This is a genomic window from Amycolatopsis sp. CA-126428 (assembly GCF_002904335.1).
In the GTDB taxonomy this organism is placed as follows: domain Bacteria; phylum Actinomycetota; class Actinomycetes; order Mycobacteriales; family Pseudonocardiaceae; genus Amycolatopsis.
In genome coordinates, this window is sequence record NZ_PPHF01000134.1 from 1 (window position 1) to 24,963 (window position 24,963).

Annotated in this window: 25 protein-coding genes and 1 pseudogene; 8 read left to right on the top strand and 18 right to left on the bottom strand. The window is 67.3% G+C overall.

The features are described 5' to 3' along the window. Positions 1–158: 158 nt before the first annotated feature. Positions 159–1,136 carry a helix-turn-helix transcriptional regulator gene (locus tag C2L58_RS32275; RefSeq protein WP_199191550.1) on the bottom strand — a complete coding sequence of 326 codons (978 nt, stop codon included), beginning with the start codon at positions 1,134–1,136 and terminating at the stop codon, positions 159–161. A 111-nt stretch (positions 1,137–1,247) separates the two neighbouring features. Here C2L58_RS32275 and C2L58_RS32280 point away from each other — a divergent pair, with 111 nt between their 5' ends. Continuing rightward, positions 1,248–1,652, top strand: coding sequence for a VOC family protein (locus tag C2L58_RS32280; RefSeq protein WP_103341446.1), 405 nt, complete (start codon positions 1,248–1,250; stop codon positions 1,650–1,652). 836 nt (positions 1,653–2,488) lie between these two features. Here the strand turns inward: C2L58_RS32280 and C2L58_RS32285 are convergent. The 4 genes from C2L58_RS32285 to C2L58_RS32300 all read right to left on the bottom strand — a co-directional run bounded on the left by C2L58_RS32285 (position 2,489) and on the right by C2L58_RS32300 (position 4,683). Then, positions 2,489–2,779 carry a hypothetical protein gene (locus tag C2L58_RS32285; RefSeq protein ID WP_103341447.1) on the bottom strand — a complete coding sequence of 97 codons (291 nt, stop codon included), beginning with the start codon at positions 2,777–2,779 and terminating at the stop codon, positions 2,489–2,491. Positions 2,780–2,810: 31 nt separating this feature from the next. Beyond that, a complete protein-coding gene (locus C2L58_RS32290; RefSeq protein WP_103341448.1) occupies positions 2,811–3,524 on the bottom strand; it encodes a cation transporter in 714 nt (237 codons plus the stop codon). Next, positions 3,524–3,907, bottom strand: a complete 384-nt coding sequence (gene cmtR / locus C2L58_RS32295) for a Cd(II)/Pb(II)-sensing metalloregulatory transcriptional regulator CmtR (RefSeq protein WP_103341449.1) — start codon at positions 3,905–3,907, stop codon at positions 3,524–3,526. The genes C2L58_RS32290 and cmtR overlap by 1 nt, the downstream gene beginning before the upstream one ends. Positions 3,908–4,047: 140 nt before the next feature. Further along, positions 4,048–4,683 carry a TetR/AcrR family transcriptional regulator gene (locus C2L58_RS32300; protein ID WP_103341450.1) on the bottom strand — a complete coding sequence of 212 codons (636 nt, stop codon included), beginning with the start codon at positions 4,681–4,683 and terminating at the stop codon, positions 4,048–4,050. An 82-nt stretch (positions 4,684–4,765) separates the two neighbouring features. Here C2L58_RS32300 and C2L58_RS32305 point away from each other — a divergent pair, with 82 nt between their 5' ends. The 3 genes from C2L58_RS32305 to C2L58_RS32315 are packed head-to-tail and all read left to right on the top strand — an operon-like array spanning position 4,766 to position 7,087. Beyond that, a complete protein-coding gene (locus C2L58_RS32305; protein ID WP_233226062.1) occupies positions 4,766–5,608 on the top strand; it encodes an SDR family oxidoreductase in 843 nt (280 codons plus the stop codon). 53 nt (positions 5,609–5,661) lie between these two features. After that, a complete protein-coding gene (locus C2L58_RS32310; RefSeq protein ID WP_103341452.1) occupies positions 5,662–6,537 on the top strand; it encodes an SDR family oxidoreductase in 876 nt (291 codons plus the stop codon). Between the two features lie 28 nt (positions 6,538–6,565). Next, positions 6,566–7,087, top strand: a complete 522-nt coding sequence (locus tag C2L58_RS32315) for a cupin domain-containing protein (RefSeq protein ID WP_103341453.1) — start codon at positions 6,566–6,568, stop codon at positions 7,085–7,087. Positions 7,088–7,367: 280 nt separating this feature from the next. On the opposite strand, the gene C2L58_RS32320 is transcribed toward C2L58_RS32315, so the two are convergent. From C2L58_RS32320 to C2L58_RS32350, 7 genes and pseudogenes are all read right to left on the bottom strand, one after another. Beyond that, entirely contained in the window at positions 7,368–7,850 is a 483-nt protein-coding gene (locus C2L58_RS32320; protein WP_233226063.1) for a hypothetical protein, read from the bottom strand. Positions 7,851–8,122: 272 nt separating this feature from the next. Next, the gene (locus tag C2L58_RS32325) at positions 8,123–8,539 is read right to left on the bottom strand and encodes a cupin domain-containing protein (RefSeq protein WP_103341454.1); all 417 of its coding nucleotides are present in this window, start codon (positions 8,537–8,539) and stop codon (positions 8,123–8,125) included. A 285-nt stretch (positions 8,540–8,824) separates the two neighbouring features. Beyond that, positions 8,825–9,196 (bottom strand): annotated as a pseudogene (locus C2L58_RS32330) (hypothetical protein); the annotation flags it as partial. Positions 9,197–9,214: 18 nt separating this feature from the next. Continuing rightward, positions 9,215–9,511 carry a DUF1330 domain-containing protein gene (locus C2L58_RS32335; protein WP_103341455.1) on the bottom strand — a complete coding sequence of 99 codons (297 nt, stop codon included), beginning with the start codon at positions 9,509–9,511 and terminating at the stop codon, positions 9,215–9,217. 839 nt (positions 9,512–10,350) lie between these two features. Next, positions 10,351–11,334, bottom strand: coding sequence for an alcohol dehydrogenase catalytic domain-containing protein (locus C2L58_RS32340; protein ID WP_158264203.1), 984 nt, complete (start codon positions 11,332–11,334; stop codon positions 10,351–10,353). Between the two features lie 250 nt (positions 11,335–11,584). Then, a complete protein-coding gene (locus C2L58_RS32345) occupies positions 11,585–12,187 on the bottom strand; it encodes a TetR/AcrR family transcriptional regulator (protein WP_369904267.1) in 603 nt (200 codons plus the stop codon). Positions 12,188–12,681: 494 nt separating this feature from the next. Further along, positions 12,682–13,701, bottom strand: coding sequence for an NAD(P)-dependent alcohol dehydrogenase (locus tag C2L58_RS32350; RefSeq protein ID WP_103341458.1), 1,020 nt, complete (start codon positions 13,699–13,701; stop codon positions 12,682–12,684). 92 nt (positions 13,702–13,793) lie between these two features. Here C2L58_RS32350 and C2L58_RS32355 point away from each other — a divergent pair, with 92 nt between their 5' ends. After that, positions 13,794–14,435: a TetR/AcrR family transcriptional regulator gene (locus tag C2L58_RS32355; protein WP_103341459.1), complete on the top strand. Its 642-nt coding sequence runs from the start codon at positions 13,794–13,796 to the stop codon at positions 14,433–14,435. A 74-nt stretch (positions 14,436–14,509) separates the two neighbouring features. Here the strand turns inward: C2L58_RS32355 and C2L58_RS49445 are convergent, their stop codons facing one another. Next, the gene (locus C2L58_RS49445; protein WP_158264204.1) at positions 14,510–14,650 is read right to left on the bottom strand and encodes an antibiotic biosynthesis monooxygenase family protein; all 141 of its coding nucleotides are present in this window, start codon (positions 14,648–14,650) and stop codon (positions 14,510–14,512) included. Between the two features lie 403 nt (positions 14,651–15,053). On the opposite strand from C2L58_RS49445, the gene C2L58_RS49450 reads away from it, so the two are divergent. Both C2L58_RS49450 and C2L58_RS32360 read left to right on the top strand, forming a co-directional pair. Continuing rightward, a complete protein-coding gene (locus tag C2L58_RS49450; protein ID WP_158264205.1) occupies positions 15,054–15,224 on the top strand; it encodes a hypothetical protein in 171 nt (56 codons plus the stop codon). A 1,168-nt stretch (positions 15,225–16,392) separates the two neighbouring features. Then, the gene (locus tag C2L58_RS32360; protein WP_103341460.1) at positions 16,393–17,739 is read left to right on the top strand and encodes an MFS transporter; all 1,347 of its coding nucleotides are present in this window, start codon (positions 16,393–16,395) and stop codon (positions 17,737–17,739) included. Between the two features lie 199 nt (positions 17,740–17,938). Here the strand turns inward: C2L58_RS32360 and C2L58_RS32365 are convergent, their stop codons facing one another. From C2L58_RS32365 to C2L58_RS32385, 5 genes are all read right to left on the bottom strand, one after another. After that, entirely contained in the window at positions 17,939–18,598 is a 660-nt protein-coding gene (locus tag C2L58_RS32365) for a TetR/AcrR family transcriptional regulator (RefSeq protein WP_103341461.1), read from the bottom strand. 41 nt (positions 18,599–18,639) lie between these two features. Further along, entirely contained in the window at positions 18,640–19,299 is a 660-nt protein-coding gene (locus tag C2L58_RS32370; protein WP_103341462.1) for a TetR/AcrR family transcriptional regulator, read from the bottom strand. 15 nt (positions 19,300–19,314) lie between these two features. Next, positions 19,315–20,547 (bottom strand): MFS transporter, encoded by a 1,233-nt coding sequence (locus C2L58_RS32375; RefSeq protein WP_199191552.1) that lies wholly within the window; start codon positions 20,545–20,547, stop codon positions 19,315–19,317. Then, on the bottom strand, positions 20,544–21,137 hold the full coding sequence (locus C2L58_RS49980) for an NADPH-dependent FMN reductase (protein ID WP_103341463.1): 594 nt from the start codon (positions 21,135–21,137) through the stop codon (positions 20,544–20,546). Before C2L58_RS49980 ends, C2L58_RS32375 begins: the two co-directional genes overlap by 4 nt. 1,018 nt (positions 21,138–22,155) lie before the next feature. Then, positions 22,156–23,460 (bottom strand): acyl-CoA dehydrogenase family protein, encoded by a 1,305-nt coding sequence (locus C2L58_RS32385; protein ID WP_146073721.1) that lies wholly within the window; start codon positions 23,458–23,460, stop codon positions 22,156–22,158. A 242-nt stretch (positions 23,461–23,702) separates the two neighbouring features. On the opposite strand from C2L58_RS32385, the gene ribA reads away from it, so the two are divergent. Further along, positions 23,703–24,938 (top strand): GTP cyclohydrolase II, encoded by a 1,236-nt coding sequence (gene ribA / locus C2L58_RS32390; RefSeq protein ID WP_103341465.1) that lies wholly within the window; start codon positions 23,703–23,705, stop codon positions 24,936–24,938. The last annotated feature ends 25 nt before the right edge of the window (positions 24,939–24,963 follow it).

The window sequence follows — 24,963 nt, forward strand, 5'->3', positions numbered from 1 at the left end:
TTGGGCATGGTGGGCATCCTTCCAGCGAGGAGCGCATCCTCACAGGTCAGGAGTCAACCGAACCGGGGGCAGACCCCCGTGGTTTCCGCTGATGGTTTCTAGCGCGGGGCCGAGTGTGTAGCATCTCGCGGTTGATGTCGTAAGGTCCCGGCGCGTGATCAGTCTTCCTGTCGCGCATCGGCGTGGCCGGCGAGCCGGCTGGCTAGTGCTCGCACCAGGTCGCGGAGGGCGTCGGGCTGTTCCACGACGAACGGCCGATCGAGCGCGGCGAGCAGGGGTGGTATCCATTCGAGCCGTTGTGCTCGTATCCGGGCCCGCACCCAGGAAGTGCCGGGGTCGAGCTCCTCGAGTGTGGCGACGGACGCGGGGAAGACGGAGCGGATCTGTTCGGGCGTCGATCGAATCCGCACGGACACCTCGTGCTGGTACGGCGCCTCGGCGATCGCGGTCAGCACTCGCTGGGCAGGGTCGAATCCGGCCGGTAGCTCGAACGTTCCGGCACGCATTTCGACGGTCGTGATCCGGTCGACGCGGAACGTGCGCACTTGCCCGGTGGCGGAGTCGAAGCCGGTCAGGTACCACCGCCCGGAGTGCGCCACGATGCCGTACGGATGGACGACGCGTTCGCTGGCACCGCCGTGGCCGGCGGTGTAACCGAGACCAACCGGGTGACGTTCCCGCGCCGCCTCGGCGACGGTGAGCAGTGTCGCGGCCTCCGCCGCGAGTGCCGATCGTGCGGGCGCGGTGAAGTCGGCGACCTCCAGCAGCGCGTCGAGCCGGCGGCCAAGAGCTTCGGGCAGCACTCGCCGGACCTTCGCGACCGCGCTTTCGGCGGCCGCGACCGAGGTACTGATCAACCCGGCACGCCGGCCCGCGACCAGACCGAGCAGGACAGCGAGTGCCTCCTCGTCGGTGAGCATCAGCGGAGGCATCCGAAAGCCCGGGGACAGGCGGTACCCGCCGTACCGCCCGCGCACCGAGCGGACCGGGATGTCCAGGTCGAGGAGGTGGTCGACGTAGCGGCGGACGGTGCGCTCGTCCACGTCGAGCCGCCCGGCCAGCTCGGCGACGGTCCGAGTGCCTCCGCTCTGGAGGATCTCCAGCAAGGCCAGGACACGGGCGATCGGACGGGTCACACTCAGGGATCTTCCAATACCGGGCGGATCCTGTCCACTATTGACCCTAACGTGTCCGGTGAACCCCGGAGGACGGGTCAGAGCCGCCCTCCACGGCAGAAGGGAACCACCGTGCAGTTCGTCTCCGTTCGCGTCATCACCAACGACGTCGCCCGCCTTGTCGAGTTCTACGAGCACGTCACCGGCCTCGATGCCCGGCGCCCGGCCGAGCAGTTCGCCGAACTCGTGGGCCCGTCGTGCACACTGGCCATCGGCAGCGCCGAGACAATGGCGCTGTTCAGCGCCGGAGCAGCCGTCCCCGAGTCGAACCGGACCGCGATCCTCGAGTTTCTCGTCGAGGACGTCGACCGCGAGCATGAACGGATGGCAAGCCTGGCCGTCGCCCCCGAAATCGTGCAGAAGCCGACCACGATGCCCTGGGGAAACCGCTCCCTGCTGTTCCGCGACCCCGACGGCAACCTGGTCAACTTCTTCACCCCGCTCACCGACGAGGCCCGCGCGAGGCTCACCCGCTGACCGGTCCCCACCGAACGACCGGGCGATCGACGCTGAGGAAATGACTCATTCCTGAGACTGATCTTGAGGACATCGCCGTGAGACAACAGAGACACCGCAAGTCGCACAAGATCGACATGGCTCGCGCTGCGAGCGCCTACACCGCGTAAGCCCGGAATGGACAGTGGCTTGCCGGCGCGGCCAGCGGGGCGCCACGAGCGTTGTCTGAACGGTCACTATCTTGACGTGGCAGAGCGAATCATCAGCTACGACCACTCGGTCTACCTACCAACCTCGAGCTGCAACCTGTTTCAGGCACTCGAATTCCCAGATCGACCTGGTTCGAGATCGATCTTCGGTTCGCACACGAGACGACGCCCACGCACGCATAGCTCGTCCTGGTCGCGCAGCCGCCGAAGACGAGGGCTGGCGTTGGTCGGGTAGTGCTGCAGCTGCGTAGTCAGCAGGTCGGCGGGCTCGATTTGTGGTTGTGCGGCGTTGACAAGCGGGGCGTGATCGGCCCGGCCCGACTGGAGGCCACTTACCGGCGCCGCAGTTTCGGGACCGTTCTTGTCGCCGCGGCCTTGTCGCGAGGGGCCGGCTACCGACGGTCGACGACCGCGATCGACGAATCGGTCATCGCGCGGGCGTTCTGCGCGGCCCAGCACTGGTCGAAAGGTGCAGCTGGGCACTCCGTTCTACGGCTCCCATATGAAGCTGCTGAACGGCGATGACGTCTGAGAGTGGCGAGCCATCCGAGGGCAGTTAGTCCTTCGGCTGCGCGATGTGGACGATGCTGTTCACCTCGTCCTTGTAGGACACGGTGAGAATCAGCCAGCCGCCGCAGGCGAGGGCGACTATGCCCAGCCGCGAAGTTGGAAGTACCGCTCGCGTGGCTCGGTGGTCAACGGGTTGTTCTGGTGCCGGACGAACCAGATCACGTGGAACGTCGCGCCGACGGCGGGCAGGCCGGCGATCCATACCCATGTCCATGGGCGCCCGGTCAGCAGCTCGACGACGAGCAGGACGGCGAGGTACACCAGCCACCGGGTGATGCGTGTCCACAGTGGAGCTTTCGCCTCGAAATGCCCGAACAGCGATGAAAGCACGGTGATCACGACGGCCGCGATCGCCCATTCGAGTTCCACAGATCAGGCGCCTTTTGCGAGCCCGAGCCGGTCAGCAGCAGTGCTCGCCGCGCCAGGCCTCGCGGCTTTCCTTGACCGCGACCGCGGCGATGACCAGGGCAACGATCGGGTCGGCCCAGGACCAGTCGAACAAGTTGTTGAGCAGCAGCCCGACCAGCAAGACCCCGGACAAATATGTGCACAGTAGAGTCTGCTTGGAGTCTGCGACCGCGCTCGCCGAGCCCAGCTCCCGTCCAGCGCGCCGCTGAGCATACGACAGGAACGGCATCACCAGCAACGACGCCGCCGCCAGCACGATCCCGACCGTCGAGTGCTCGGCGGACTCCCCGCCCAGCAGCGAGCGCACCGATTCGACCGTGACGTAGAGCGCGAGGGCGAAGAACGACACCGCGATCACCTTCAACGCCGTCCGCTCGCGGGCTTCGGGGTCCGTGCCGGAGAATTGCCAGGCCACCGCGACGGCCGAGGCGACTTCGATGACCGAGTCGAGCCCGAACCCTATCAGCGCGGTCGACGAGGCGACCGAGCCGGCGGAGATAGCGATGATCGCCTCGATGACGTTGTAGGTGATCGTCGCTGCCACCACCAGCCGCACCCGACGCGACAGCACTGCCCGTCGTTGCGAGTCGACGGTCGTAGTCGGGCTCGTACCGGCTGGGGCGCAGCATCCGTCGGCGCAGCCGTCTTGTTCGGTCGCCGACGCGGTCAGCGACAGATCGAGCCGGCGGGTGGTGTCCTCGCTCATCAGCGCAGCGCCTCCGCCGCACTCGGTCGCGGCGGGCTCGATCCGGTGACCGGCGCCGCGCCGTCTTCGTCGTCGACGCTCCGCTGGTCGGTGTCCACCGCGAGCACGACCTCCACCAGCTCGCTCAACGCGCGGGCCAGATGCGCATCCGCCAGCGCGTAGCGGACCTGGCGGCCCTCATAGGTGGCCACCACCAGGCCGCAGCCTCGCAAGCAGGACAGGTGGTTGGACACGTTCGAGCGAGTCAGTCCGAGCTGGGTGGCCAGTTGGCCGGGATAGCTCACTCCGTCCAGCAGAGCGACCAGGATCCGGCAGCGGGTCGGGTCGGCCAGGGCGTGCCCCAGACGGGCCAGCGCCGACTGTCGCGTCTCACATGTCAGCACGTCCCGAACAGTACAGCCCGAGCTGATATGACAGCAAGGGCTGAACAGTTCGCTGGCTCCTAACGAGAGGATGACTCTCATCGAGGCCAACTTTCCCAAGGTCGGTCTGCTTCCGCTCTGACCGTTGCCGTCCGCTGCCGTCACAGTGATGTCGGCGGTCGGGGCGCAATGAGCCAGCGGTCGAGTTCGTCGAGGATGTTTTCGATTATCGGGTACAGGCCGTCGGCGATCGCCGCCTGGGTTTGGCCCTCGACGGTGCGCCGACCGGCCTCGCCGATGATGATCCGGAACACGCCGGCCAGCGCGATCCCTTGCAGTTTGGCGATCTCCGGCGGGACGGTGGTCGTGTCGGCGATGGCCTCGGTGATGGCTTCGGCCTGGCGGTCGGTCAGCTCCAGCGCGAGCCGGTGGACGGCCGGGCTGATGGCCGCCAGGTGTCCGAGCTCGCCCCGCCAGAGCTCCGGCGGAATTCGGCGGATCCCGGCGACGGAGTCCAGGACGAAGGCGCGGACGGCGGCCGCCGGGCTCGTGCCGACGGGCCGGTCTCGAATCAAGTCGCACAGCCGTTGCCGGATCTGCTCCTCGCGATCGGTGACCAGCTGTTCCTTGGTCCCGAAGTAGTTGTAGACCGTCTGTTCGGCGACTTCGGCCTCGCGCGCGACATCGCTGACGGACACGTGTTCGTAGCCGTGCTCGGCGAATAGGCGGGCCGCCGTGTCCGCGATGAGCCGACGGGTGCGCGCCTTCTTGCGCTCACGAAGTCCCTGACTCGACACTATCGCAGACTACCAGCAACGCTCCAAGTTTCGTGCGTGTACTATTTTTAGAGTCAGCTAAAAGTTTCTAAGGAGCGCTGTGATGATCTTGATAACGACCGCGGGCAAGGTGGGTGCGGAGGCGGCTCGACTGCTCGCCGATCGGGGAGAAAGAGTTCGGGTCCTGGTACGCGACCTCGAGAAGGCCGCCGCTCTGGCGCGGTCGGGGGTGGAGGTGGTTGCCGGTGATCTGGGGGTTCCGGCGACCGTCGACGCGGCGATGCGCGGTGTTTCGTCCGTGGTCCTGGTCAGCCCGGCGGTACCCGCCCAGGAGCTGAACGTGGTCGCCAGCGCGGTCCGGGCCGGCGTCCGGCACGTCGTGAAGGTCACCAGCAAGGCATCGGCGGACTCGCCGATCGCCCGGCGGCGCGGCCAGGCCGAGATCGAGAACGGACTGATCGCCTCCGGGCTGGGCTACACGTTGCTGCGCAACAACGCCTACATGCAGAACTTCTTCATGTCGGCCCCGTCGATCGCCGGGGAGAGCAGCTTCGGCTCGGCCGCCGGCGACGGCCGTCTCGGCATGATCGACACGCGGGACGTCGCCGCCGTCGCCGCGGAAATCGCCCTCGCCCCGGCTTCGCACGCGGGCAAGACCTACTGGCCGACCGGCCCCGAGTCGCTCTCTTTCGCGGACGCCGCGGTGGTGCTCTCGAAAGTGCTCGGCCGGCCGATCGCGTTCGAACCGCTGACGATCGAAGAACAAACGCAGGCCATGATCGACGCCGGCCTACCGGCGGACCTGGCCGCGATGAACGCCCAAGCGGTGGGCTTGTTCGCCGAGGGCGACTGCGACTACGTCACCGAAGATGTGCCCTCGATCCTCGGCCGACCGGCCCGCGACTTCGAACAGTTCGTCACCGACCACATCCCGCCGTTCTCGTGAAGCCTCGTAGCGCAGCCGAAACACCCGTCAGGCAGCCCGTCCAGGAGGAGACCATGCCCATCTACGCGGTTACCGGAGCATCAGGGCAGTTGGGACGCTTGGCCGTCCTGGGACTGTTGAGCCGTGGAGTGCGGGCCTCCGACGTCGTCGCTGTCGTGCGCACGCCGGGCAAGGCCGCCGATCTCGCCGGGCGTGGAGTGCAGGTGCGTGAGGCGGACTACTCCTGCCCGTCGTCCCTGGTCGTCGCGCTGGCCGACGTCGACCGGCTGCTGCTGGTCTCCAGCAGTGAGCCGGGCCGGCGGGTCATCCACCACACCAATGTCATCGAGGCCGCCGCCAGGTCGACGGGCACGTCGCGCATCGTCTACACGAGCATGCTCAACGCCGATGACACGACCAACCCGCTGGCCGAAGAGCATCAGGACACCGAGCGCGCGTTGCGCGAGGCCGGCATCCCGTTCACGTTCTTGCGCAATGGCTGGTACACCGAGAACTACACCGGTCAACTCGACGAATACCTGCGGCGCGGCGAGATCCTTGGTGCCGCCGGCAGCGGCCGGATCTCGGCAGCGACACGCCGGGACTACGCCTGCGCCGCGGTGACGGCGTTGCTGCAGGACGAACCGGGCAATCGCAGCTATGAACTCGGCGGACCGTCCTTCGACCTTTCCGAGCTGGCCCGGGTGATCAGCGAGGTCACCGGCACCGCGGTGGTCTACCGCGACCTGTCGGTCGAGGAGTACACGTCCTCCTTGCGGCAAGCCGGCCTCGACCAGGGGAGCGCCGAGTTCGTCGCGGCGCTGGATGTTTCCATCGCCCACGGTGACCTGGCGACTGACAGCCAAGACCTCGCGCGGCTGCTGGGCCGTCCTGCGATGCCTCTCGCCGAGGTCGTGCGCACGGCCGCACAGCGCACCACAACCCGCTGACTTCCCATCGCAACCGACAGGAGCCGCGATGTCGTCACCCTACCCCGCCACCACGTTCCTATCCCGGGACGCCTTCGTCGCCAGCAAGCACGACGCGCCTGCCTACTGGTTCTATGACACCCTGTGGGTGATCTTGGCCGACGTCCACCAGACCGGCGGCTCGTTCTCGGTCATCGAACAGTGGATGCGGGCCGGAGTCGGGCCGCCGCTGCACGTCCACAACGTCGACGAGTGGTTCTTCGTGTTCAGCGGCTCGATGGACATGCAGGTCGGTCCGCGCGAGCTCACCGCCACGGCGGGAGACTCCATCTGGATCCCCCGCGGCACCGATCACAGGTTCACGACCACTGAAGAGACGCACGTGCTCAACGGCTACGCACCTGGTGGCGTTGAGCAGATCATCGCCGGCATCGCGACACCTGCCGAGCGCCGTGAGCTGCCGCCGAAGGATCTCGAGTTACCCAATCCGGACGCATTCGGCCGGCTGCTCGACAACTATTGGTCGTCCCTCAGTACCAATACCTGGGCCCAGACCGCACCCCAGCGCTGAGCTGGGCCCAGAAAGACAGCCTGGGCTCGACCGTTTCCTCGTCGGCTGTGGCCGGCCCGGCGGTGTTCCCGCCTGGGCCGGCCACGGAGGCCGAGCGTGCCCTGTACCTGCTCAGTCGGCCACCAGGGGAACGCCGGTGGTGCTCCAGACCGTGCCCCGGCGCTCGTGCCGGATCAGCTCGCCGACCGCGTGGGCCACCGGCGGCCCGACTTCGCGCTCGACCAGATGCAGGGCCAGGTCGATGCGGGACGTGACGTTGCCGGAGCTGAGCAGGTTGCCGTCATCGACCGTCCTGGCCTCGACCGGAACCGCCTTCGTCCCCCGCGAGGTCGCGGCCGCGTTCGTGGGTCACCAGCGGACTCCCGTCGGCCAAACCCCCGCTTGCGAGCAGGATCGAGCCCCCGCAGACGGTCGCCACGGCCGCGTCCGGCCCGGTTAGGGCCTCGCGCGGCCGGTTCGGCAGCTCGCTGCGTCCCGCCGCCGCGAGCAGCCAGCCGATGCCGTTCTCTACGGCCGGATCCATGGACAGGCCGCCGGCTGCCCCAGGAACCACGATCGCACTCTCGTTCCCCGGATCCAGAACCGCTGTGGCAGTCAGCGTGATCGATGCGAACCCGCTGGGCACCTCCCGCGCCCTTTCGTCGGTGACGAACTCGGTGGTCACCTGCCCGCCGGATAACAGGCCGGCGGAGTGGATGACCTCGAAGGGACCGAGGACGTCGAGGGGGTCGAGTCCGTTGTAGAGCGCGATCTGCACGTGCATGGCACAACACACGATCGATGAACCAATCGGCTGGCCGTTTGACCAGGACCTCAGCAATTATCACAAAGACACGTTGAAACCACACTAACCAGGTACGCAGGTGCTTCGGTGCCTTAACAGCTCGATCACCGCTCCGCTGAAGCGACCCGCGTGGCGACTCGGCGCGCGGACCAACTCTTGATTCGCTAGTGCGCCTGCTTGAGCTGATCTTTCACGGTATCAACTACCTCAACGGTGATGTACCGTAAACGCATCAACGGCCCGTTGCAGTTCTAGAAGCCGCAGCCGGGATCCGAGGCGTCCTCCGACAGCGGGCTGCCCGCAGGGAGCACATACAGCACCTCGAGCACCAGCGGCGTCGACCCGAGGTTGCGGCCGATGTGCACCTGGTCCGGCTTCTCGGTGAACGCGCGCCCGGTGCCGAAGACGCCGTCGAGGCTGCAGTCGGCCATGTTGTGCGTCAGCGTTCCAGCCTTCACGTACGCATACAGCGTGCCGTCGTGGAAGTGCCAGCCGGTGTAGCCGCCGGGCTGGACGGTGATTTCCCGCAGCGTGTAGTCGGTGTGGCCGATGGTCTGCTTGGCCAGGATCGTGCCGGTGACGCCGCTGGCGGGTGTCGCGGACGCGGTGGCGGGCAGCAGGACCGCGGCGAGCGCGGACGCAGCGAGGATAGTGAAAGATTTACGCATAAAGGTCTCCTCGTGAAGGCCGAAGGCCGATCTGGGTCTCTTCTGGCTGAGCGTAGTCGAGAGGAACGTTCAAGGTAGAGCATTGGAAGCTTGGCATACCATCAACTGGGCGCCATATAAGCTCGTCTTTATTCGCCTGCGCGGGGCAGCGTCTACCGGCCCGGATAGCCCTGCTGTTTGATCTCGCGGAACAGCCCGGTGGCGTTGCGTTTTCCCCGTTCCAACGCTGGTGTAGGTAGGTGACGTAGTCGTCGACCAGATGTGCGCGCTGCTTGGACACGGCGGTCAACTCCACGGCGGTGGCCGCGCGCAGGTATCGCGCACCGTGGCATGGTGCAGGCTGAGTTTCCGGCGGATCGCCGACTTGGTCCATTCTTGTGCAGTCAGTTCATGTATGGCGACGTGGTGCTCCCGAAGACGAGTAACGATCTTGAGGTCGGGCAGTTGCCGCTCCTCTGCGGGTGGGGTGTCGTCTGCGGGCGGTGGGGGCGGCGCGACGAGCCGAGCCCGATACGCGTTGATGGTCTTCTGGACCGCCTGGCCCAGGTTCTGCCACAGGTGGAACCGGTCCGCGACCTGCACCGCGTCCGGCGCACCCGCGCGGGCGCCTTCTATCATCGCCGGCCCGGTTCCCCGGCAGATCAACTCGACTTCGGGCCGGCGTTGCTTTGTGGTTCACTCCAGGCCTTCGACGATGAGCAGATCGAGCAGCGCCGCGTCACGGCGCAGTTTCCTGATCGCCTGATACTCGGCTGACCGGTACGCACTCAGTGCCGCCTCGTAACTGGGGAATTCCTGAACGAGTTGACGGCTGCGGGGCGACCCTTCGACGACCTCGTACCGCGAGTAATCGGTGATGAACAATGTTCGGGCGCCTTCGCGTCCCAGAAATTCGCGGACCGCGGTGGAGTATTTCGACATCTTCTCCGGGTCGGTGATGTCGCTCTGGTTGACCCAGTATCCCTTGGGCATGTTAACGGGCCTTTCGGCAAATGTGTGCTGAGGCGAACCGGTTCGCACGCGACGGTGCGCCTTTTCGGGTTCGTCAATCGATTTAGCGGCGGCTTAGGTACGAACGCGATCGTAGCAAACGCGTTCGTTGGTGACAAGCCTGTGGATGCGGGCGCCGCGTCGGAACCGTGTGCTCGGTGAGGCCTGCGCTATGACCGCCTCGAGGACAGCACCTGGTGTGGGTTCGACTGTGGTGGTGCGTTCGCGACGGGCTGCCGGACTGCCGGGCCACGTCGAGGGCAATCCCGCGAGAAGTCCCTACAACGGCCGCGCACTCCTGGACCGGCATGTGAGGTCGCACCGCGTGTCGTCGTCCGTCAACGGTCGCCACCCATCGAGCGTGGCGACCGCGGCAGCTGTCGTGATCGTACTTGCTCCCGTCCTGTTGCCGAAGCTAACTAAATTAGGTGGCTGGCCGAGGCGAGCAGCCGGCCCGGCTCCGGCAACGACGCCGGATCGCTGCAACGTAGCCGCCCGACGGGAAACCGGACGCCAGTCCGGCACTGGTTCCGGAGGGTCAATCAGCTATAGAGGCCGCGCGTCGAGGACGACAAGCCAGCGAAGGCAAGAGTGTCGTCGTGGAGGTCTACGAAACCAGCGCCCTTTCTCAGATGCGCGACTACCTTCCGGTGAGGTGGTCGGCGGCTGGGCCCTTGGCCACATTATCCACCCACGCTGCGGACGACCGCGAAGCGGACAACATGGGTGCCACGATGGCCCTGCTCGCGTCGAGGGCGCTTGGCCGCTCTGCGGGCGCCCGAGATCAGCGCAAGTCCGGGAACCTCTGGCTCCTTGAGGAGTCAGTCGGTGATCGCGTCGGTGGTCAGCACGAGATGCCCGTGCGCGCCACGGCCGAGCAGTTCATGAGCGGCACGGACGTCGTCGAAGGCGAAGCGCACCACGTCGAGGTGGAACAGGCCGGCCTGCGCCAGCGCCAGGACACGGACGCGGGCATTGGCCCGCACGGCGATGCCGGACGCGTCCTGCCCCGACGACCCGCCGAGCGCCAGGAACCCGTCGCGCTGCGCGCGATCGAAGGCCACGACGGTCGCGATTCGGCGCCGGTCCGCAACTAGCTCGAGCGAGACGTCTACCGCCTCGTCGGTGCCCACCAGGTCGATCGCTGCGGCGTACCCGTCCGGTGCGGACTGCCGGGCCCGCTCGGCAAGCCCTGGTCCGTAGGCGATCGGCGTGACGCCGACGGCGGCCAGGGTGTCGTCGTGCCCGCCCGACGTCGTGCCGACGACCCGGATACCGTCAACATGCGCGAGCTGGGCGACGGCTCGCCCGACCGAGCCGGACACGGCGTGCACCAGCACGGTTTCACCGGGACGCGCGGCCACCGCGGCCAGCGCGTGCGCGGCCGTGGTCCCGGCCAGCAGCAGGCATGCAGCCTGCTCCCACGACACCTGCCCAGGCTTGGGCAGTACCGACGACGCCGCGACGGTGACCTGCTCACCGTAGGCGCCGTCGATGCGGTGCATAACGACCTGATCACCCACCCGGATGGGTCCGGCCGGGCCGACGACGTCGTCGCCGACCTCGATCACCGTCCCGGTTGCTTCCACGCCAAGCGGCATCGGAAAGTGGATGTCGCCGCGTCGTGAGGCGTAGGCCTGGTCGGTGTAGCGCTTGAAGTCGACCGGGTTGACGCCGATCGCCGCCACCCGCACGACCACGTCGTCGGCGCCGCGAGGCACGTCCCGCACGAGCTCAAAGGACAGCTTCGATTCGTCGCCGAACCCGGTCGCCACTACCCGCCGGGGTGCGCCTTCGCGGCTCACGGGCGGGTCCCTGGCTCGACGGCGTCCCGGGCTAGGGGCAAACCGCCCAAACCAGCTCCGACGACGGTGATGATAGGTGTGCTCATGATGCCTCCAGCAGATCGGGTATCTCTGACAAATTCGCCGTAGAGAGGCTGAGCAAGTTCGTCACGAACATGTTCCTTGACGACCGGGGTATAACTTCGGACCCTCATGCTGGGAGGATTGGCCTCGTGCGGGCGCCGAGCCGCCAGAAGTCAGGAAGGGCAGATTAGCCGGCGCACAGCCCCTCGATGAGCGTTCGGAAACCCCACCGCAGCCGCTGCTCGCCGGTCCCGGAAAGAATCTCGTCACGGACGCGGACCAGGTACGGGTAGGTGTCGCGCTGCGCCTCGGCTATCGCCAAGGCGAGGTCTTGCTCCTCGCCGTCCGCTTCAACCGATTCTTCCCGGCTACCCTGCTCGGCTGCCATGGCGGTGGCCTGCTGCAATAGGATGTCGACGCCCCACGCCGCCTGCCGATTCGACAGGCCACCGACTAGCAGTAATCCGAGCACTATGTCGATCAATCGCAGATAGTTCGGGCCGGACGGCCGCAGCGTCAGCACCGACCGCGCCAAGCTGGGATAGGCGAAGAGCAGATCGGTGTAAGCGCACAGCAACGTGATGAGCTGCTCCCGCCACTGCTCCGGGCCCCCCTCGCTAGGCTGCTCCAACCCGGCGACGAGCTCGTCCAGGATCGCTCCATGCAGTTCGGCGGTGTTCCGCACGTATACGTAGAGCGATGCCGGCCCGGTGTCGACTTCCGCGGCCAGCCGTCGCATCGTCAGGCGCTCCAAGCCTTCTTCCCGCATGACGCGCAGCGCAGCGGCCACCAAGCCATCACGGCTAAGCGGCGGTTTGGCAGGGCGGTCGCGGCGGCTGAGTGGTAAACGACGTGGGCTCACAACGCGATCGTAGCGAACGCGTTCGTCAAACGCCAGAGTTGCTGGCTGTGACTCGGCCTCCATGCGCGCGAAACGGCTCCTCGTGCGGAGGTGGCAGGTCAGCGAACGAGCCACAAACTCGTGAGGCTGATCATCTGCAGGCAGAGTCAGGTCGTGGCGGCGGTGGCGCAGGGCCTCGGGCGAGGTAGTCCGGGTGGCTCCGCGCGAGATTGGTCCCGCACGCTGGCGCCGGTGGCGCGTTACCTGAGACTGAAGGATGCGATGGTTCCCCTCGGTCCAGCAACAACGAGCACGCTAGTCGAGCATGAGGAACCCTGGGCGTATCCGTACGCCCGGCACCTGCTGTCGGCAGTCCAGGCGACGGACGTTGAGACCTGACGTCGGCATCGCGAAGCCGGGCGGCGGCCGCGCTGACCGGCCGCTCACGTGAGCGAGACGACCGCGCGATAGCGCGCCCGTCCACCGCGGACGAGGTCGATGGCGGTGTTGATCTCCGTCACCGGGAAGGTCTCCACCTGCGGGCCGATTCCGTGCCTCGCGGCGAAGTCGAGCATCAGCCGGGTCTCGCTGGGGGACGCGGGCACGCCGCCGGAGATCGTCTTCTCGGCCGGGAGCAGCTGCATCGGGTGCACGGCGATCGCCTCGCGCGGCACGCCGACCACGCTGATCCGGCCCTGTGGCACCAGCAGGTCGAGGTAGTCGCCCCACGGCAGGTTCGCGGACACCGTCGACAGGATGAAGTCGAACGACCCGGCCGCTGCTTCGAGAGCGCCTTCTTCGCCGGTGGCGATGAAGCAGGTGGCGCCGAAGCGACGGGCGTCGTCCTCTTTGGACTGGGACGTCGAGATCGCCGTGACGTCGCAGCCCCAGTGGGCCAGGAACTGCAGGGCCAGGTGACCGAGGCCGCCGATCCCGACGACGGCCACCCGGTCGACCGGCCGGACGTCGTGGCGCAGCAGCGGCGCGAAGACGGTGACGCCGGCGCACATCATCGGCGCCGCCTGCTCGGACGGGATCGCGTCCGGGATGGGATAAGCGGTGCGCCAATCCGAAACACGCAGCAGCTCCGTGAAGGCGCCGCGGTCGCCGCGCATGACGGTGTCGTCCCGACGGGGACAGAGGTTGTGCCGACCGCTCAGGCAGAGCGCGCAACGGAAGCAGGCCCCGGCGATCGCGCCGACGCCCACCCTCGTGCCGACCGGCAGGAGATCGGTGTCGACGGCGCTGCCGACTGCTTCGACCACGCCGACGGCTTCGTGCCCGGCGACGCAGGGGTAGCGGGTGATGCCGTACTCGTCGTCGATCTGGCCGATGTCGCTGTGGCAGACGCCGCAGTGCGTCACGCGGACGTCGGCTTCCAGCGCGCCGAGGGGGCCGGGCTCGCGTCCGTACGGTTCGAGGCGGGCGCCCGCGGAGCGCGCCGCGTAGGAGGTGACGGTCATGGTGTCCCTTCCTGCCGGAGTCACACCGACGGTACAGTACGAAACGGTCTCGTACCGTTCGAGGCCGTGACGTGCACTGATATGCTCGCCGGATGAGTGTTCGCCCGCTGGATCCCACCCGCGACGCCCGGATCCTCAACGCGGTGCTCGACCTGCTCGCCGAGACTGGGTACGTGTCGATGACGATCGACGCCGTCGCCGCCCGGTCGGGGACGTCGAAGGCCACCATCTACCGGCGGTGGCGCAACAAGCGCGAGATCGCGGTCGCCGCGATGGCCCGCTACCAAGGGAGCCGGACGTCGTGGTCGGCCGACACCGGGACGTTCCGCGGCGACCTGCTCGCGCACACGCGACGCTTCGCTGAAGTGCTCGCCGGCTACGACGGCAGCCTGGCGGTGGGGCTGGTGCAGGCCCGGGCATCCGACCCGGAGCTGATCGACGAGCTGGAGACCCGGTTCTCCAGCGGCGCGCGGTTGCCCGAAGAGGTGGTCGAGCGGGCCGTCGAACGTGGTGAGCTGCCCGGCCTGGTCGATGTCGGGCTGTTCGAGGAAGTCGTCGCGTCGGTGCTGTTCATGAGGTGGCTGTGGCGGCTGCCCCTGGACGACGGGTTCCTCGACCACGTCGTCGATCGGCTGGCGCTGCCGGTGCTCACGTCCGGGGCTCGACCTCCTCGTAAACCTCGAACAGGCCCGGGTACGCCCTGGCGCCCGGGACGCGCTGCCCGGCCGGGGTGAAGTCCTGGAAGACCGCGCGGTAGGCGTCGACATCCGCCCAGGACGCGATGGTGACGTACGGGAACATCGTGCGTTCAGGCCGGTGTTGCGGTGCAGCCGGCGCGCCGCAAGCCCGGCGCGGTCGCGAAGTGGCCGATCGGGGCGCGCCAGGTCCGGAGGAACCCTTCCTCGTGTTCCGGCGGTACGGTGAAGCTGTTGATCAGGGTGACGGTCATGTGTCTGTTCTTCCGGACGGTTCAGGGCACAGTGACGACGGCGCGGCCGTGATCTGTCGCGCTCGCGGCCTGGTCGGCGCCGGCCTCGGCAAGGTGAGCGTGCGGGTGACCGGCAGGACGAGCCGGGTCGCCGCGGCCAGGCGGGTCCCTTCACACAGTGCTGTTGTCTTGTCTCGGCCGGCTCTCGTCGACACCCGCGGGCCGAACTCGGGCGCGCCGAAGTCGGCGATGGAGGCGACCGGGCGAGATCGTTGGTCAGCTTGACGAGTTCGGCGATGACACCCGAGTCTGCGTTGTTCCAGGCCGCTTCGATGGCGCGGCGCGAGTGCCCGGACCCCTGTTGTCGACGAGCTGAAGGCCGTAGGTGGTGGGGGCCGCGCCGACCGAGATGAGGTAGTTCTGGGTGGCCGGTACCGCGATCTCGATGACCGTGGCTTCCCGCGCGACGGCGAAACCGGACGGCCGTCGACCCGACACCGCCGACGCCGAGCTCGAAATGTCCGGTGTGGACGCCGGAATCGCCCACTACGTGAGTCTGAGCAGCGCAGACGAAGCGGCAGCGCACATCAATTGATGAAGCTGGACTCGCTTTCGCGCGGTCGTCGGGTTGAGTCCGATGGAGTACTTGCGTACGTGGCGCACGGCGATCGCTCGCGGTCGGCTGCTGTACGGTGCGTTCTCCCGCGAGACCGGGCATCAGCGGCGACGGCGTTCCGCACGAGCGTCGAATCGCCGTTCCGGATCGCCTCGACGAGCCCTTTGTGCACGGCTATTCACTCGGCCAGGTAGGCCGTCGAGGTCGATGACGCCTCGGGGGCGGTGCGGACCGGCAACTCGGTGCACCGGGCGGATCAACACCGCGCGCGGCGGGTGAGCGAGATCGTTGCTGGTGATCGCGGCAATGTGTTCGGGCAGGGACCAATTCGTGTACAGGTAGCTCTAAAGACCGTGGCCGAAGCGGCGCATCGTGTTCAGGCAAGCGCCCAAATCACGAGAGTCCCGGCCGGTGCGGGTTGCTGCCGCCTCGTGCGCGCCGCGGACGGCTATGGCGTGGCAATGGTTGTCGCGCCTCGGAGCGTCAGAAGGATCTGACGCGGCCGGACTACGGGGCTGACCTTCGTCAAGAACAAATCCGCTGCAGCGCTCTGGGCGGACGTTGACGATGCCACGTTCGGCCAGCAGCCGACATGTCTCCTCGATGGTGGCGCGACCGTAGCCGGTCTGCTTGCGCAGCCCTCCATCGTGGCGACCCGATCGCCGGGGCGCAGGGGTACGGGTACCGATCAGCTGGCTCGATGCCCAAGGTGTGAGCACGCGCCAGGCCGAGGGCACGTGAAAACATACGCATAATTTGCCTCTTGACAGGGCGCCCCTGCCGAAGACAGGATCAAAACTACCCGAAACATACGGGTCATTGGGGGCATGAGTGCCTGGTAGCCCTGCCAGGCAGAGAGGCGAATAGCTGTGGTGCAGCGAGCGTGGGCACGAAGCTTCTTGATGGCTGACGCCGGAGATCGCCGATCGAGTGGTCATCGCACCCGGCAGGCGCGCCGACCTTCTGCTGATCTCTGGTGATCCGATCGTCGTCATTCGCGACACACAGAACACCGAACGGACCCAGAGCGCCGACACCGGAGTACTCCCTCATCCGCTGACAAAGCGATCCGTCATCACGGTGCCGGTCCGTCCGGTCTCGCCGTCCTCGCTGTGTACGCAACGACGCCACACTCCCAGGAGCTCCCATGGCCAAGCCCTCCGCCGCTGCGGTGGCCCAGCCGCGTAAGGCGGCCATCGCTGGATGGATCGGCAGCACGCTGGAGTACTACGACTTCTTCATCTACGGCACGGCCGCCGTGCTGGTCTTTAGCAAGATCTTCTTCCCCGCTTCGGATCCAGCCGCCGGGACGCTGCTCGCCCTGGCGACGTTCGGGGTCGCTTATCTGGTCCGGCCGATCGGTGCCCTCGTGTTCGGCCACATCGGGGACCGGTTCGGGCGTAAGCGCGTGCTGGTTTCGACCGTGCTGCTGATGGGCGGGTCGACGTTCCTGGTCGGCTGCCTGCCGACCTATGACCACATCGGCGTACTGGCGCCGGTATTACTGGTGACGATGCGCTTGCTGCAGGGGCTGTCGGCGGCGGGGGAGCAGGCCGGAGCCACCTCGATGAGCCTCGAACATGCACCGGCGAATCGCCGGGCGTTCTACACCAGTTTCACTCTCAGTGGTACGCAGCTCGGACAGATTCTGGCCACGGCTGTTTTTCTACCGGTCGCCGCTCTGCCCCGGGACTCGTTGCTGAGCTGGGGCTGGCGGGTGCCGTTCTGGCTCAGCGCCGTGGTCGTTCTCATCGGCTTCCTCATCCGCCGCTCGCTGCAGGAGACCCCTGTCTTCGAGCAGAGCCGACAACGCGACGAGGTTGTTCGGGTACCGCTCGCGAGCTTGATCCGGGACCATTCGGGCTCCGTCGTGCGGGTGGTGGCGGCGGCCACGATCGCCACCGTCAGCACGATCTTCACCATTTACGCTCTCTCCTACGCCGTCAACACGCAGGGCTTGTCCAGCACCGCGATGCTCTGGGTCGGCATCGTGGCCAGCATCGTGTCTTTGGTGGCAATCCCCGGTTTCGCCGTGCTCTCGGACCGGGTCGGGCGCAAGCGTGTCTTCATCGGCGGCTCGCTGGGCTGCGCCGTGCTGATGGCCGCCTACCTGGGTTCCATCTCGACCGGCAACTACGGTCTGATCTTTCTGACCGGCATTCTCACCTTCGGTGTCGCGCATAGCGCCGCCGCCGGGGTGTGGTCGGCCTTCTACGGGGAGCTGTTCCCGGCTCGGGTCCGCTTGTCCGGCATCGCGGTCGGCACAGCGATCGGTTTCGGCCTGGCCGGCTTCGCGCCTTCGATCGCGACCGCGTTGTCCGGCGGGAGCCCGACCGCATGGCTACCGGTCGCCGGATTCGTCGCCTTCGTCTGCCTGATCAACATCGTCGCCGTCGCGACCGGGCGGGAGAACTTCCGCACTCCCACGGAGCAACTCGGCGTCCGAGCCGCAGAGCTGCAGAGCGCGTCCGCGCCCACCTCATCCGCGCGCTGAACTGCCGCCTCCGCCAGGCTGGCATGGCTATCCGAATCGTGTCGTGGATGCTGTCGGTATGAACGACTCATCAAAGCCGGCGTAAGCCACGCCGGCCGCGCGGCGGCACTCGCCTAAGTTGACGACATGGTCCGCGGTATTTGTCAACGGACATGGTGGCGCCGGCGAGCTGCTGTCGGGGCTTGGGCGCATCGATGGGCTATCCGACTGAACCAGACTCTGGCGTTGCGGCGTCCGGTGTGGTGAGGTACCCGACCGACATTCCGGACAACGCCGCGGCCCAGCGACCCCACGACGTCCCATCCGGCCAGATGTGCGCCGACATCGTGCGGTGAATGCACGCGCCCGTGATCGTGCGGGCGACGATTACGAGCGCGGTCATCGGGTCCGGTTGGCGGACCTCGGCGAGGTGGTGCATTGCCTTGTCGAGGAACAGCCGCTGGATGGTTTCCAGGGCTTGGACGCCCCGATCGGTGGCCTCCTGATTGCGGGCGTTGACCAGGACGTAGGGGATCGCATGGGTCCCTGCCGAGAACCCGTCGGCCAGGGCACGAGTGAACGCTTCGACGAGTTCCCGCAGGCTGTCACCGGCGTTGTTCAACGCGCTGGCAAGGTCCTCCTCGATTCGGCCGAGCAGCCGGTCCTTGACCGCGTTGAGCAGCTGGTCCTTGCTCGCGAAGCGCCCGTAGATCGCGCCGATGGACACTCCGGCGCGTTGCGCGACGGCCGCCATTGTCAGCTCGTCGGTACCCGCCGTGGCCAGCACCTGCTCGGCCGCCGTCAGCAGGCGTTGCAGTGCGGCGCGGCTGCGTGCCTGTTGCGGTGGGTGGAAGCCAGGTGCTGTCTTGTCGGAAACCACATGCTGACGGTACCCGGCGGCCGATAGTGCAGGTCGCCGCGTCAGGCGCGCAGGTAATTGAGGCACATGTCGACCACCTCGTCGCTGATCGGCGTGCGTGATTTCGGAAGGCCGATCCAGCCTCCGGTATGCCCTGCTGAGGCCATGCAACTCATCGCCACTTGAAACGTCATCGCCAGTGCCAGCTCCGGATCACGGTGCCCGATCTCGTGCGCGTCACGCAGCGCTGCGGTGCAGAACGACGCGCACAGCCGCTGCCAGGCGAGCGCCCCTCGGGCGAACAGCTCTTCGTCGGGAGATACCGCAGTGCCGAGAGAGCGGGCGACCGCGCTCAGGTCGGCCTGGGCGAGGAACGTGACCAGCTCGCGCACGGTGTGGTCGAGGCCTTTGCCGTGGTCGTGGAGCCGCTCGGCAGCGTCCTGCTCGAGCCGCGTGAGCAGTCGGTCCTTGACCGCGAGGACTAACCCGTGTTTGCCGTTGAACCGGCTGTAAAGCCCTCCGATAGAGATCCCCGACTCCTCGGATATGGCCGCCATGGTGAACCCACCGGGGCCGTCGCGGGTCCAGACCGTTTCCGCGGCGGTCAGGATCTGCGCCATCGACCGCCGGCTGCGGTGCTGGCGTGGGGGATGCAGCAACTCGTCCTGCAGCCCGGGCAGCCAACTCCCGACGGAATGCTCGTCGTCCGGTTCCGCGGGCATCGATCTCCTTCCGGTTCACGCTTCTGCGATCTCCAGCTCGCTCTCGGAGTCCGGAGACCTGCTCAGTGCGGCAGTGGCACCCAGCGCCACCACGCACATGACGCCCATGGCGTAGAAGCCGAGATCGAACGAGCCGGTCGCGTCCTTGACCGCGCCAAGGGTGTAGGCGGATGTGAGGCCGCCGACGTTGGCGCAGGTGTTGGAGAATCCGCTCGACACACCGGCGACCCGGCCACCCAGCTTGCGGATCGGGATCTCGAAGAGCGGTCCGAAGTAAACCTGCACGAACACCGCTTGGAAGGCCACGATCGCGACTATCAAGGGGAGGCCGTGAGACAAGGGGAGGAGTGTGAGAGTGCCCGCCAGGATTGACACCGCGGTGCCGATGATAAAGAGCGGGCGGCTGATCCGGTCGGAGAGGTAGCCGCCGAAGAAGTTGGCGGGAGCGGTGATGGCGGCGGCCAGCGCGACGATCAGGCCGGCCGTCTCCAGAGTCACTCCCTTGGCCACGACCAGGTAAGTCGGCAGCCAGAATACGATGCCCTGGGTCACGGCCACGCGGACAAACTGGATGACTCCGCAGAGCCACAGGACCCGCTGCCTGAGGAGGCCGGCCAGCTCCCTCAGTCGCAACGGCGTGGCGGCGTCGGCCCGCGGACCGTCGTCGCCGACCCGCCAGTACACCATGACCATCAGCAGGCCGAAGATCGCGAACAGGATGAAGAGGGGCCGCCAGCCCAGGGGCCGCACGAGGACAGGCCCGAGTGAGCTGAGGAAGATGTTGGAGGAGAAGCCCCCGGCCGCGTAAAGACCCATCGCGGTGGCCCGGCGCCCGGACGGGAACTGCGCCGTGATCAGGCGCAGGCCCGGTGCGAACATCAGGGACCGGAACACTCCGGAGACTGCCTGATTTACCACCAACGGCCAGTACGCCGACCACAGCGGGAAGCTCAACGCGAGCAGATTGGTTCCGACCGTGCCTAACAGGAACAACCGCTTCGGCCTGAACCGGTCGGCCAGATAGCCGGCCGGAATCTGCATCGCCGCGTACGTCGCGATCGACGCGGCCGCGAGGCCGCCGGCCTGCGCGAAGCTCAAGCCGAGGTCCTTACGGATCAGCGGGAGGAACAGGGCGATGCCCGCATAGGCCAGGGATTGAAAACTCTGGCACACCACAATCAAGGTCGCTGTGGTGATCCGCCGGCTCTGCGGGCTCGGCGGTCCGGCCACCGTCACCGGCCCGCTCACCCGGCCAAGCCGGAGGGGATCGGATCGGCCGGCCGAGCGGCGGCGAGACTGCTCAGTTGCCTCACGTCATCGGCCATGCTCTGCAGCTGGGAAAGCACTCGCCCGGACGGTTGCGAGTCCGGCTCGATCGGGGACTCCGCGGCGTTGACGGCAAGGCCCAGCACCGTCGGCCGGCCGCTTAGCGCGTGCACGATGGCTCGCAACGGGTGCAGTGTGGTCACGGCTGCCAGCCACCCATACGCCGTGGCGACGCAGCCGACGGCCCGGCCCGGCAGATCGCGCCGCGGATCGGCGCGGAGTTGTCCGACAGAGTTCAAGGTGTCCTTGACCAGGCCCGACACGGACCCGGGGTAGCCCGGTGACGAGATGATCACGCTGTCGGCCTCGCGGAGCGCGCGACCACGCCAAGTACCACGCGGGTTGCCGGCTGCGTCGGGTCGTACGTCGGCAGGGCAGCCAACGCCTCCGCGCCAACCAGGCGCGTGCGGGCGCCGTTGATGCCTGTGGCTGCCAGCGCGACGTGCAGTGGGGACTCGCCGGAAGGGCCGGGCGCAGGTGCCGTCGAGGCCGACGAGCAGTGATGCGGGCATGAGAGGCTCCGTTACGAGTGGTCGTCGGCACGGCCAAGCGTCCGGCCGAAAAATTTGGAGTAAGGACCTGCGACTCGGGCGTTTCGAACTCGGGCCCACCGTGTCCTGTCCCCGGCGATGTCGAGGAATTCGAGGGCCGCGTCGACGGCGCGCAACGCCTCGCGCAATCGCAGGCTTCGTCCCTGTCCACGCCCGTGTCGGCGTCACCGTAATAAATCGGCACCGGCGAAACGCCGCTACGAGCCCGGTTCACCGGGTTGGCGTCCTGGGCCCGCTCGAGTTGTTCAGACGGCTCGTAGCCTAGAAACCGGCTCTCGGTCGAGCCAGGCTTTCCGGGCCATTCCATCGCTTCGCCAGCGGCGCGTCCTCAGCTAGGTCGTCCAGTCGGTGGGACCGTAGAAGTCGATGGCCGCCGTGAGCTCGCTCGACACGCCGGGCAACGGCCCGACGGTGCTTTCCAGATCGAATCGGGCACGCCGCTGCTCAGCGCTGCGATGGTGAACAGGACTCCTTCCGCCGAAGAGACCCAGCCGGCGACGCGCTCGGTAGGCGGCCCACAACCGGCGCCGTTGGCGCGGACTCACCGGATCGCGGCATTCACATCGTGCAGTGCGGCCAGGTACCTGGCCTTCTCGGAGAGGCGGGAGCTGACCGGAACGACGGCGTAGCTGGCGGCCGGCAGGAACGGCCAAGGACCCATTCTGCTCAACCTCGCCGAAGTATCTGCCGGGTGGCGTAGACCTCCGCGGGATAGGCCCGGCCGATCGGCGGCCGCGTGCACGTCGAGCAGAAGCGTCGGGCACCCGATCTCGACCGCGTAGCTGACGCCGCGATCGCTGGTGACACCCGGGACGAGCCGCTGCGGTTGCGGCAGATGCGACACTTCCACCGCTGCCGCGAGAACTCGGCGCGGCACGGCCTCGCGGCGAGGTCCGCCGGTGGCAGGTTGCGGCCGGTCAGGGGCAGGGGCGGCTGGGTGCAAATCATCGGAAACCTCAATCTCGGACGGACGGCGAGGTCACACGCGCAGCATCGCAGCCATCGGTGGTTCCTTGCCGGACAGGTACCAGTCACCGAGCCAGACTTCCTTGGCGTCGGTGGAGTCATGAGTGGCGAACGTGCGAGCGTTGCGCCAGAAGCGGTCGAACCGGTACTTGCTGGCGGTACTGCGTGCGCCGGTGAGGTCGAAAATCCCCTGGGTCACAGTGAGCGCGGCCCGCACACAGGCGACCTTGGCGGCGATCGATTCGATGAACAACTCCGTCACGTCATCACCCGGCTGAAGCTGTTCCAGTTGGGCGGCGCCGCGCAGCAGCACGGCGCGGGCTGCGCTGAGGTCGACGGCGAACTCGCCGATGCGCCGGCGGATCAGGGCGTCCTCGCCGGCGCTGGCGAATTCGGGGAGGCTGGGACGATCCAGCTTCCGCACGTAGCTCACACTTGCGTCGAACGCACCGAGGCCAGGACCCAGCAGGATCGCCGCGTGCATCAGGAACACATACGGCAGCAATGCGCCCCTCGGCCCATGTGCCTTGTAGAAGTATCCATCGGGGACGAACACGTCGTCGTAGACGACGGTCTGGCTGTGCGTACCGCGCTGGCCCATGACGTCCCAGTCGTGCTTCATGGTCACGCCGGGCTGATCGAGCGGGACGAGTGCGTGGTATCGCTTGTCCTCGCCGGTCATCTTCAGCCCCACGTTCGCCCACCCGCCGCTGCCGCTGTTGGTGTTGAAAGTCTTGGTTCCGGTCACGACGATGCCGCCGTCGACCCGCCTGGCGATGACTGGCCCGGCAGCGCCGGTCTCCGCGTTGGACGCGCAGAACCGCACTCCTCCGTCATGGATCAGCCGGGCGAACTCTGCCTTTGTGCTTTCCGGCAGGCCGTTGGACTCGTCGAAGATCTCCAGCGTCACCAGTGTCTGCACCACGAGGTTCATCCCGACCGACGAATCGCCTGTGACGACGTCGAGCAGGATCTCGAAGAACGCTTCGGTGTAGCGGGTGGGTGTGCCGTCGCTGACGCCGCCGAATCGCCGCGGGAGGTTGAAGGTGAAGAGGCCTTCCTCCCACACCCGCCGCATGCCGAAGGCGGTGTCGCTATTTTCCGCGTCGGCGACCGCGGCGCTCGCAGGCAGTTCCTCCCGGAGGGCCTTGGCCGCCCGGGCGAGCTGAGTGATGCGCTCCGCGACCTGCTCTTCGTGCAGCTCGAGGAACTCACCGTGCTCGACACCCATGGGCTCTCCTGCAACCGGATCACGTGACGAAGTGCGGTAGAGGGCGGTCAGGCCCGCTGACCTCCACTCGAACACGAACACGAACACGAATTCTTATTCTGGTATAGCCTTGAGCGTGCCGACTGTCAACAGCCTTGAGTGTGGCGACTGTCAACAGAAGTGCCGCGGCACAGAGACGTCGTGGAGCGATCCCTCCACAGTTACGCAAAACGCTTGACAGCCGGCCGAAACCAACGTCATCATATCAGAACGCAGGTTCGCATTCGCGTTTCGCCGCGCCCGGTGCTGAAGCCGGGCGGCGCACTCTTGATTCCTCTGGAGGTCCGGCGATGAGCCGTTCCCACGCCGAAGCCGTACAGCTCGCGGTCGCCGCGCTAACCGCGGGCGGAATGATCGTCGTCAGAGACGCGCCCGAGCGCGAGAACGAGGGTGACCTGATCGCGGCTGCAGAACTGATCTCGGACCGGCAGATGGCTTTCTTGGTCAGGCACACCACCGGCATCGTCTGTGCGCCGATGCCGGCCGCCCGCGCCGACGAACTGCGACTGCCGCCGATGGTGGCCGACAACTCCGACAATCACGACACGGCGTTCACCGTCAGTGTGGATCTGGCCGGCACCGGTACGGGCGTGTCCGCCGCCGACCGGGCGCGCACGGTGCGAGCCCTCGCCGATCCGAAGTTGCGTCCCGAGCGGCTACGCCGCCCCGGTCACATCTTCCCGCTGCGCGCCCGCGACGGAGGCGTGCTCGAGCGCGCCGGACACACCGAAGCCGCCGTCGACCTGCTCACCGACGCCGACCTGTCGGGCGTAGGCGTAATCAGCGAAATAGTCGCCGAAGACGGTTCGATGCGTCGCGGGACCGACCTGGAGCAATTCGCGTATCACCATGATCTCCCGCTGCTGGACATCGCCGATCTTGTGCGTCTGCGGACGGCCGAGCAGCCGGTCGAGCCGATCAGCAGCGCGACCATGCCCACCGAATTCGGCACGTTCCGAGCCGTCGTCTACCGCGCGGTCGATGCCACCGAACACCTCGCCCTCGTGATGGGCGACGTCGCCGCTGCGGGCGCCACCGGCAGCGGTGTCCTCGTTCGCGTGCACAGCGAATGCCTCACCGGGGACCTCCTGGGCTCGTTGCGCTGCGACTGCGGTGTCCAGCTGGAGCAAGCACTGCGTGCGATCGCCGCCGAAGGCTGCGGCGTCGTCGTGTACTTGCGCGGACATGAGGGTCGAGGCATCGGTCTCGGCCACAAGATCCGCGCCTACGACCTGCAGGACCAGGGCTTGGACACCATCGAGGCCAACATGGCCCAGGGAATGCCCGCCGACGATCGGAGCTACGAAGTCGGTGCCCGGATCCTCGATGACCTCGGGATTCGCACCATTCGGCTGATCACCAACAATCCTGTCAAGTACCGGGGCCTGGACGGACAGGGACTTCGTATCGCCGGCCGGGTGGGCCTTCCCACCGTGGCGAATGTCCACAACGTCCGGTACTTGCGCACCAAACGAGACTTGATGGGCCACGCGCTGGACTTGAGCATGGCGGCAAGAGCCGAATAAGCACGATATTTCCCCTTTGCTACCA

Bases quoted from the DNA above. Each gene is read 5' to 3' on its own strand.
- C2L58_RS32290 (WP_103341448.1), bottom strand. From the start codon at position 3,524: ATGAGCGAGGACACCACCCGCCGGCTCGATCTGTCGCTGACCGCGTCG.
- C2L58_RS32305 (WP_233226062.1), top strand. From the start codon at position 4,766: ATGATCTTGATAACGACCGCGGGCAAGGTGGGTGCGGAGGCGGCTCGA.
- C2L58_RS32310 (WP_103341452.1), top strand. From the start codon at position 5,662: ATGCCCATCTACGCGGTTACCGGAGCATCAGGGCAGTTGGGACGCTTG.
- C2L58_RS32315 (WP_103341453.1), top strand. From the start codon at position 6,566: ATGTCGTCACCCTACCCCGCCACCACGTTCCTATCCCGGGACGCCTTC.
- C2L58_RS32320 (WP_233226063.1), bottom strand. From the start codon at position 7,850: ATGCACGTGCAGATCGCGCTCTACAACGGACTCGACCCCCTCGACGTC.
- C2L58_RS32325 (WP_103341454.1), bottom strand. From the start codon at position 8,539: ATGCGTAAATCTTTCACTATCCTCGCTGCGTCCGCGCTCGCCGCGGTC.
- C2L58_RS32335 (WP_103341455.1), bottom strand. From the start codon at position 9,511: ATGCCCAAGGGATACTGGGTCAACCAGAGCGACATCACCGACCCGGAG.
- C2L58_RS32350 (WP_103341458.1), bottom strand. From the start codon at position 13,701: ATGACCGTCACCTCCTACGCGGCGCGCTCCGCGGGCGCCCGCCTCGAA.
- C2L58_RS32355 (WP_103341459.1), top strand. From the start codon at position 13,794: ATGAGTGTTCGCCCGCTGGATCCCACCCGCGACGCCCGGATCCTCAAC.
- C2L58_RS49445 (WP_158264204.1), bottom strand. From the start codon at position 14,650: ATGACCGTCACCCTGATCAACAGCTTCACCGTACCGCCGGAACACGAG.
- C2L58_RS32360 (WP_103341460.1), top strand. From the start codon at position 16,393: ATGGCCAAGCCCTCCGCCGCTGCGGTGGCCCAGCCGCGTAAGGCGGCC.
- C2L58_RS32370 (WP_103341462.1), bottom strand. From the start codon at position 19,299: ATGCCCGCGGAACCGGACGACGAGCATTCCGTCGGGAGTTGGCTGCCC.
- C2L58_RS49980 (WP_103341463.1), bottom strand. From the start codon at position 21,137: ATGCCCGCATCACTGCTCGTCGGCCTCGACGGCACCTGCGCCCGGCCC.
- ribA (WP_103341465.1), top strand. From the start codon at position 23,703: ATGAGCCGTTCCCACGCCGAAGCCGTACAGCTCGCGGTCGCCGCGCTA.